General features: G+C 30.1%; 8 protein-coding genes and 1 pseudogene. 3 read left to right on the plus strand and 6 right to left on the minus strand.

Annotated elements, in window-relative coordinates; translation table 11 throughout:
- Positions 1-110 precede the first annotated feature (110 nt).
- From ric to IAI56_RS14890, 3 genes and pseudogenes are all read left to right on the plus strand, one after another.
- Complete coding sequence (ric, locus tag IAI56_RS14875) at positions 111-839, plus strand: iron-sulfur cluster repair di-iron protein (protein ID WP_187658612.1); 729 nt, start codon at positions 111-113, stop codon at positions 837-839.
- Positions 840-871: 32 nt separating this feature from the next.
- A pseudogene (locus IAI56_RS14880) lies at positions 872-3,178 on the plus strand (ribonucleoside triphosphate reductase).
- Positions 3,172-3,852, plus strand: coding sequence for an anaerobic ribonucleoside-triphosphate reductase activating protein (locus IAI56_RS14890; RefSeq protein ID WP_112112156.1), 681 nt, complete (start codon positions 3,172-3,174; stop codon positions 3,850-3,852). Before IAI56_RS14880 ends, IAI56_RS14890 begins: the two are co-directional and overlap by 7 nt.
- On the opposite strand, the gene IAI56_RS14895 is transcribed toward IAI56_RS14890, so the two are convergent.
- The 6 genes from IAI56_RS14895 to IAI56_RS14920 form a co-directional block, all read right to left on the minus strand.
- Positions 3,820-5,145: a cbb3-type cytochrome c oxidase subunit I gene (locus IAI56_RS14895; RefSeq protein WP_187658614.1), complete on the minus strand. Its 1,326-nt coding sequence runs from the start codon at positions 5,143-5,145 to the stop codon at positions 3,820-3,822. The two genes, IAI56_RS14890 and IAI56_RS14895, sit on opposite strands and share 33 nt — an antisense overlap.
- The gene (locus tag IAI56_RS14900) at positions 5,132-5,560 is read right to left on the minus strand and encodes a c-type cytochrome (RefSeq protein WP_112112158.1); all 429 of its coding nucleotides are present in this window, start codon (positions 5,558-5,560) and stop codon (positions 5,132-5,134) included. Before IAI56_RS14900 ends, IAI56_RS14895 begins: the two co-directional genes overlap by 14 nt.
- A 9-nt stretch (positions 5,561-5,569) precedes the next feature.
- Positions 5,570-6,007 carry an OsmC family protein gene (locus IAI56_RS14905; RefSeq protein ID WP_112112159.1) on the minus strand — a complete coding sequence of 146 codons (438 nt, stop codon included), beginning with the start codon at positions 6,005-6,007 and terminating at the stop codon, positions 5,570-5,572.
- A gap of 72 nt (positions 6,008-6,079) precedes the next feature.
- Positions 6,080-6,319, minus strand: a complete 240-nt coding sequence (locus IAI56_RS16475; RefSeq protein WP_112112160.1) for a cytochrome C oxidase subunit IV family protein — start codon at positions 6,317-6,319, stop codon at positions 6,080-6,082.
- Between the two features lie 2 nt (positions 6,320-6,321).
- A complete protein-coding gene (locus IAI56_RS14915) occupies positions 6,322-6,897 on the minus strand; it encodes a cytochrome c oxidase subunit 3 (protein WP_187658615.1) in 576 nt (191 codons plus the stop codon).
- Positions 6,888-7,094, minus strand: a 207-nt coding sequence (locus IAI56_RS14920) for a PAS domain-containing protein (protein WP_187658616.1), incomplete at its 5' end; no start/stop codon positions are given. The genes IAI56_RS14920 and IAI56_RS14915, both read right to left, overlap by 10 nt.

Below are 7,094 nucleotides of genomic sequence, written 5' to 3' on the forward strand. Positions count from 1 at the left end.
ATAATAATAATTTCAAAGAAACGATTCAAATTATTCAAACAATATGATTTTAATCATAATTTTTTATTTCAAAACGGTTGTATTATTGATGAAACTTAAATTTCAATATTATGAATATATTAGAACACATAACAATAGGAGAATGGGTGGCTGAAGATTACAGAACAGCTTCTGTTTTTTCAAAATATGGAATTGATTTTTGTTGCAAAGGAAATATAACTTTGGAGGAAGCATGTGACAAAAAAGGGATAGATTCAATTGAAGTTCAACACGAAATAGATATTATTCTTAATACGAAAGCAACACATGATATAGATTTTAAATCTTGGCCAATTGACTTATTAATTGACTACATTGAGAAAGTACATCATCGTTATGTTGAAGAAAAATCAGTTACGCTGCTTTTGTATCTAGACAAACTTTGTAAAGTGCATGGTAAAAGTCATTCAGAATTATTTAAAATCACAGAACATTTTAAAACCTCTGCAGGAGAATTAGCTCAACATATGAAAAAGGAGGAATTGGTTCTATTCCCTTTTATAAAAAACTTGTTTTACGCTTTAAAAACGAATACTGCTATTGCGCATCCTCATTTTGGAACCGTAAATAATCCTATTGCAATGATGATGAATGAACATGATGCAGAAGGAGAACGATTTAGAGAAATTGCAAAACTCACAAATAATTACAATCCTCCAACTGATGCATGTGAAACTTATAAAGTGACTTTTGCAATGCTGAAAGAATTTGAACAAGATTTGCACAAACACATTCATTTAGAAAACAACATCGTGTTTCCAAAGGCAAAAGAAATGGAAACAAAACTTAATCTCAACTAATTAAATAAACATAGAAACAAAATATTTATACTATGGAGAAATTCGTGATTAAAAGAAATGGAGATTACAAGCCTTTTGAATCTTACAAAATAAAGGATGCTATTGAGAGAAGTTTTGAAAGCGTCACTATTCCTTATGATGAAAGTATTTTCAACAGTGTTATGTCTTCCATAGGCATTAAAGATACTTGGGCTGTAGAAGAAATACAAGATATGATTGAAAAAACTCTGTTTCAAAAAGAGTATTTTACAGTGATGCGCTCATTCATGCTTTATCGTCATACAAGAAAATTACAACGCGAACATGTAGCAGGATTAAATGATGATACAACCTATGTTGACAGCACACAAACCATTGAAGAATACATTTCACAAACCGATTGGAGAATTAACGCTAATGCAAACACGTCCTATTCTAATGCAGGTTTAGTAAATAATGTGGCAGGAAAAATCATTGCTAATTATTGGTTGGATAAAGTCTATTCCAAAGAAGAAGGCTACGCTCACCGAAATGGCGACATCCATATTCATGATTTAGATTGTTTAACAGGTTATTGTGCCGGATGGAGTTTAAGAGTATTATTAAACGATGGATTCAATGGTGTACGTGGTCGTGTTGAAAGCAAACCTCCATCACATTTTAGAGAAGCATTAGGACAAATGGCAAATTTTCTTGGTATTTTACAAAGTGAATGGGCAGGAGCACAAGCATTTAGTTCTTTTGACACTTATTTAGCACCGTATGTTTTTAAAGATGATTTAAGTTTTGATGAAGTGTTGAAAGCGGTTCGTAGCTTTGTTTATAATCTAAATGTTCCTGCACGCTGGGGACAATCTCCTTTTACCAATATAACATTAGATTGGGTTGTTCCAGACGATTTAAAAAATCAGATTCCAACTAAAAACAACCATCATTTCTTTGAAGGTAATTTCAATCATGATTTAGTAGTAAAAGCTAATCAGCGTGGAGTTGATAAACCAACCGATTTACGTTACGAGCATTTTCAGGAAGAAATGAATTTGATCAACAAAGCCTATTACACAGTAATGACGGAAGGTGATGCCAATGGTCAACCATTTACTTTTCCAATTCCAACAGTAAATATAACCGAAGATTTTGATTGGAATGGCGAAAACACCGAAATACTTTTTGAAAACACTGCAAAAATTGGTTCTTCTTATTTCCAAAATTTTATTGGAAGCCAATACATATTAGATGAAAAAGGCAATAAAGTTGAAAACGAAAGTGCCTATAAACCAAATGCCGTTCGTAGTATGTGTTGCCGATTACAACTAGATTTAAGAGAATTACTAAAACGAGGTAACGGGCTTTTTGGAAGTGCCGAAATGACAGGAAGTATTGGAGTTGTTACTATCAACATGGCTCGATTAGGTTATTTATATGAAGGCAATAAAAAAGCATTTGTTGAGCAATTAGATAAATTAATGGAAATTGCTAAATCAACATTAGAGAAAAAAAGGATTTTTATTCAAGAGATGTATGATAGAGGTTTATTCCCGTATACGAAAAGGTATTTACCTCATTTTAGAAATCATTTTTCAACAATTGGGGTAAACGGAATGAACGAAATGGTTCGCAATTTTACCAATGATAAAGATGATATTTCTACACCTTTTGGCAACGATTTGTGTATAGAAATTTTAGACCATATTCGAAATAGAATGAAAGAATTTCAAGAGCAAACAGGTAATCTTTACAATCTTGAAGCCACACCTGCTGAAGGAACAACTTATCGTTTTGCCAAAGAAGATAAAAAAAGATTTCCAACTATTCTTCAAGCAGGTCAAGGAGAAAATATTTATTATACAAATAGTTCACAAATTCCTGTAGATTTCACGCAAGATCCTTTTGAAGCGTTATTGATGCAAGATGAATTACAGTGCAAATATACAGGTGGAACCGTGCTACACTTATATATGAATGAAAGAATTAGCTCGTCCGAAGCTTGTAAAAATTTTGTGAAAACGGTTTTAACCAAGTTCAGATTACCTTATATAACTGTAACTCCAGTATTTAGTGTTTGTCCAGTGCATGGATATTTAAATGGTGAGCACGAGTATTGTCCAAAATGTGATGAAAAACTTTTGGAGGAATTAGATAATGAAACTTTATTAGAAAGTACAATAAATAACAATTAAACACAACAATCCAAAATGAATACAAAATCGTTAGAAATTTTAGAACACAATCAACATTTAAGAACTAAATGTTTGGTTTACACAAGAGTAATGGGGTATCATCGCCCAGTTGAGAGTTTTAATATTGGAAAAAAAGGAGAGCATAAACAGCGTGTACATTTCAGAGAAAACCAGTGTTAGCTAAACCAATTTGCAATATTACTCCATTTACATTATTAGATTATCCCAATAAATCAGCTTGCATTCTATGGTATGCAGGTTGTAATATGCGTTGCTTGTATTGTTATAATCCCGAAATTGTTTTAGGAAAAGGAGCCATTACTTTTTCTGAAACAATTTCTTTTTTAAAAAAGCGCAAAGGATTACTCGATGCCGTAGTTTTTAGCGGTGGCGAATGTTTAATTCATAAAAATATTGTCGAGCAAATTAAAGAAGTGAAAGCATTAGGTTTTTTAGTCAAAATAGATACCAATGGATCGAACTCAAAAATAGTAAAGCAACTGATACAAGATAATCTAATAGATTATGTTGCATTAGATTTTAAAGCATTAAAGCCTAGTTACAATGCAATTACAAAGTCTAATTTGTTTGACGAATTTGAAAGTTCCTTTGAACTTCTTTTAGCCAGTACAATCCCATTTGAGATAAGAACTACTTATCATTCTGAATTGATTTCAGATGTTGAATTAAATGAAATGATTCATTTTCTTGAATATAAAGAATACAAAGGAAACTACTATATTCAGTATTTTAAAAACAATGTTGAAACATTGGGAAATCTTTCTTCTTCATTAAAAATTAATTCATCAAGAATTGAAAATTCACCAAAGATTAGAGTTGTTTTTAGAAATTGATTTTATGTTTTTCAAATATTCAAATACTATAATATTAAGACCTACTAAAATTCCGAGCCCAAAAATGACAAATAAAATATAAATCCAATGCAATGAATCCTGTAATTGGTTAAAGGATTCGTTCTTACTAAAGAAAGTCCAATATCCTTTTTTAATTCCCATAAGTAGTAAACTTACCCAAAATAAAAGGAATGAAATATTGAAAATTTTAATTCCATTTCTAATTCTTTTTTCTGAAATAAAAGTAAATTTATTTTCATATTCGATAATAAAAGCTATTGATGATAGTAATATCATAGTGTTAATTCCGATAGTCGTACCCATCGAATGTGCAACTGTAATATGTGTTCCGTGAGTGAATAAGTTGATAGATGGAATAGAAATTAATAATGCCAGAATGATGTTTAAAAACACCCAAAAATCTGCCAAGATCATCAATCTATATGCTAATAAAAATTTGGTTTGCGTTTCTTTAGATAGGTTTTTTTTCCAATCATAAATTATCGAAAATAAAATAATCCATTCGGTCATGCTGATTGCATAAGCCAAATATCGAATCCAAGGAGCCGATGGAATAATATAAATGTGATGTGCCCAACCAAACATTAAATTGGTTAATCCTAAAAAATAAAAAAAGAAAGCCTTTTTTGAGTTAGCATAACTATCATCGTTACTTATTTTAGACATTACAAATAGCGATGTCCCATAAACCAGCATATTCCATGATCCTACATAAGAACCTCCCGATTTCCATTGCAAAGAAATGTTCTGAATAAAATGATCTCTGAAATAAGGTAACAACCACAAATGTGCTTCGGTAAAATGATAAATCATAAATGCAATCCCTGTTGCCCACATCCAATAATAAATAGGCCAATTTTTAAATGAAGGTAGCATGGTTTTATAATAATTGATGCCAAATAAAATCCACCCTACTACAATTGGAAAGTAAAAATAACTTGGAAACTCTAAATATTCTTTTCCAGCGAAATTCTTTGATAAATAAGAAATAATTATTCCAATTCCTGTGAAAACAAACAGCCAAAAATGAACTTTTATAAGAAGCAGATTTCTTGGTTTTATATAATAATAAATTCCTCCAATTGCCGAAAGTAATATCCAAGAAACTACAAAAAGAGTATGCAAAGGACGAACAGCGTTGAACGGCAAAATTTCTTTAATAAAATTCGGAATTACATATTGAAAACCTGCCAATAATCCGCAAAGAAGCCCAAAAAGAAGCGAAATTAAACCTATATAAATAAAATAGAGCGGATATTTATCTGTTTTCATGTTGCTTATTTTTTATTTCAACCCAACCGTTATATTCAATACTTGCTTCTTTATTTGGATAATAACCTGTTTGGTCAACTTCTTTCAAAAATTGAATTAAAGCTTTTTTTTCATTTTCTTTGAAATTAAATTTTGGCATAGCATTTACACCACTATTTAGCATGGCTTTTATATTGGCTTCATCTCTTTTGGAATAAATATTAGTAAGATCAGGACCAAGATAACCGCCCAAACCATAGAATTGATGACAAGAATTGCAATTTTTTTTTAACCAAATGGATTCACCTTGTAACGCTTTTTCGGAAAGATGAATTGTTTCATAATCTTCTTTTGAAGTATAAATAATAAAGTTATACGCTAAAAAAAGACTAATTAGTAGCGATAGGAAAAGTAAATATTTTTTGGATGTCTCCATTAATAAATTTTAATTTTCAATATTGATTGTTGGTTTCAATATAACTTCACTTTTGATTGAATTTGAAATCAAACATGCTTTTTCAGACAATTCTAAAACACGTTGTGCTTTCTCTATTTTGTTTAGATCGGCAATTGTTAATGTTGGTTTTAAAATTATTTTAGTCATTAAGTATTTACCCTCTATCTTTTCAAGAATCCCCTCAGAACTACATTCAAAAGAAATAAAATCTAATTTTGAATATTCTGAAATTGCCAAAAAAGTTGTCATAAAACAACTCAATACAGAAGCCGTAAATAAGTGTTCAGGCGACCAAATATTGGGCATTCCTTTGTCAAATTCAGGAGGAGTTGCCACTTCAATTGTTGTTGGTAATTCAGGAGATGAGATAAGCCCTTTTCTGTCGCTTTCCCATTTTAAGTTTACATTATAAATGTGATTTTCCATTTTTTTAAATTTGTTTGCAAAGTGCTATTTTTTAGTTCTCTAATTTTATGATTTCAATCATGGTTTTATTTATTATGAAATAATTATGATTAAATTGATAATGATTAAAATTGTTATCGTTGAAATTTTCCAAAAAGAATGCGCTTTTTTAAGCTCCATGAACTGAAATGCAACTAATAAAAACTTAACTGAGAATAGTGCTAGAATTAAGCATTTTTTTATGAAAGAATCTAAGGGAAGATTGACTATTAAAAAAGTAGCAAATGTCAACAATAGTAATAATGCGAACGTATATGTTAGTTCCTTTTTCATAGTTAAAAAATAAGGTATAAAACAGGAAATAACAATAGCCAAATCAAATCACACATGTGCCAAAAAGCGGCAGAAGCTTCAACATCTTCTATGGATGTTTTTGTAATATTTCGGTTTAAAATAAATAATATGACCAAGCCAACCACAACATGAATTATATGAAACCCAGTTAAAAGCCAATAAAATGTAAAGAAACTATTGGTATCTAACAAATAACCAGCTTCAATTTTTATATAATATTCAACACTTTTTAATACAATAAAAAGCAAACCTCCAACCATTGTAATTTTGAACTGAAAAGAAGCTTTTTCAAAATTCTTTTCTTTGAAATTATGAACCGCATTTGCAATAAAAAAACCACTTGCAAGTAATAAAAATGTATTAATAGTTCCAAAAGTTCTATTAAGGTGCAAACTAGATTCGTGAAAAAGTTGTTGATTTTCTTTTGCACTAAAAACCAACGCAACAAGTGCCATTCCGAAGGTAAAAAGCTCTAAAAAAATAATTATCCACATCAAGATTCCTCCTGGTGGATAATAGAAATTTTTGTAATTTATTTTTATGTTTTTTAGCTCCATTCTAGCAATCTTCTTTCTCCATTAATTTGTTTAAAATCGGTTATGTCTTGTGACATTTCAATAACTCCTTTGTATTCTTTTTCTGAATTGCGAACAGCAAAATAACGGATGTATATTAATCGGTCTTTATAGTTTATCCAAAAAGAAGCTTCGTTTTGTTCTCCTTTTCTGAATGCTTCTAAAATTTTCAATACCGT

Origin of the sequence: Flavobacterium macrobrachii, assembly GCF_014486675.1 — a bacterium.
In the GTDB taxonomy this organism is placed as follows: Bacteria; Bacteroidota; Bacteroidia; order Flavobacteriales; family Flavobacteriaceae; genus Flavobacterium; species Flavobacterium macrobrachii.

Bases quoted from the DNA above. Each gene is read 5' to 3' on its own strand.
- ric (WP_187658612.1), top strand. From the start codon at position 111: ATGAATATATTAGAACACATAACAATAGGAGAATGGGTGGCTGAAGAT.
- IAI56_RS14895 (WP_187658614.1), bottom strand. From the start codon at position 5,145: ATGAAAACAGATAAATATCCGCTCTATTTTATTTATATAGGTTTAATT.
- IAI56_RS14900 (WP_112112158.1), bottom strand. From the start codon at position 5,560: ATGGAGACATCCAAAAAATATTTACTTTTCCTATCGCTACTAATTAGT.
- IAI56_RS14905 (WP_112112159.1), bottom strand. From the start codon at position 6,007: ATGGAAAATCACATTTATAATGTAAACTTAAAATGGGAAAGCGACAGA.
- IAI56_RS16475 (WP_112112160.1), bottom strand. From the start codon at position 6,319: ATGAAAAAGGAACTAACATATACGTTCGCATTATTACTATTGTTGACA.
- IAI56_RS14915 (WP_187658615.1), bottom strand. From the start codon at position 6,897: ATGGAGCTAAAAAACATAAAAATAAATTACAAAAATTTCTATTATCCA.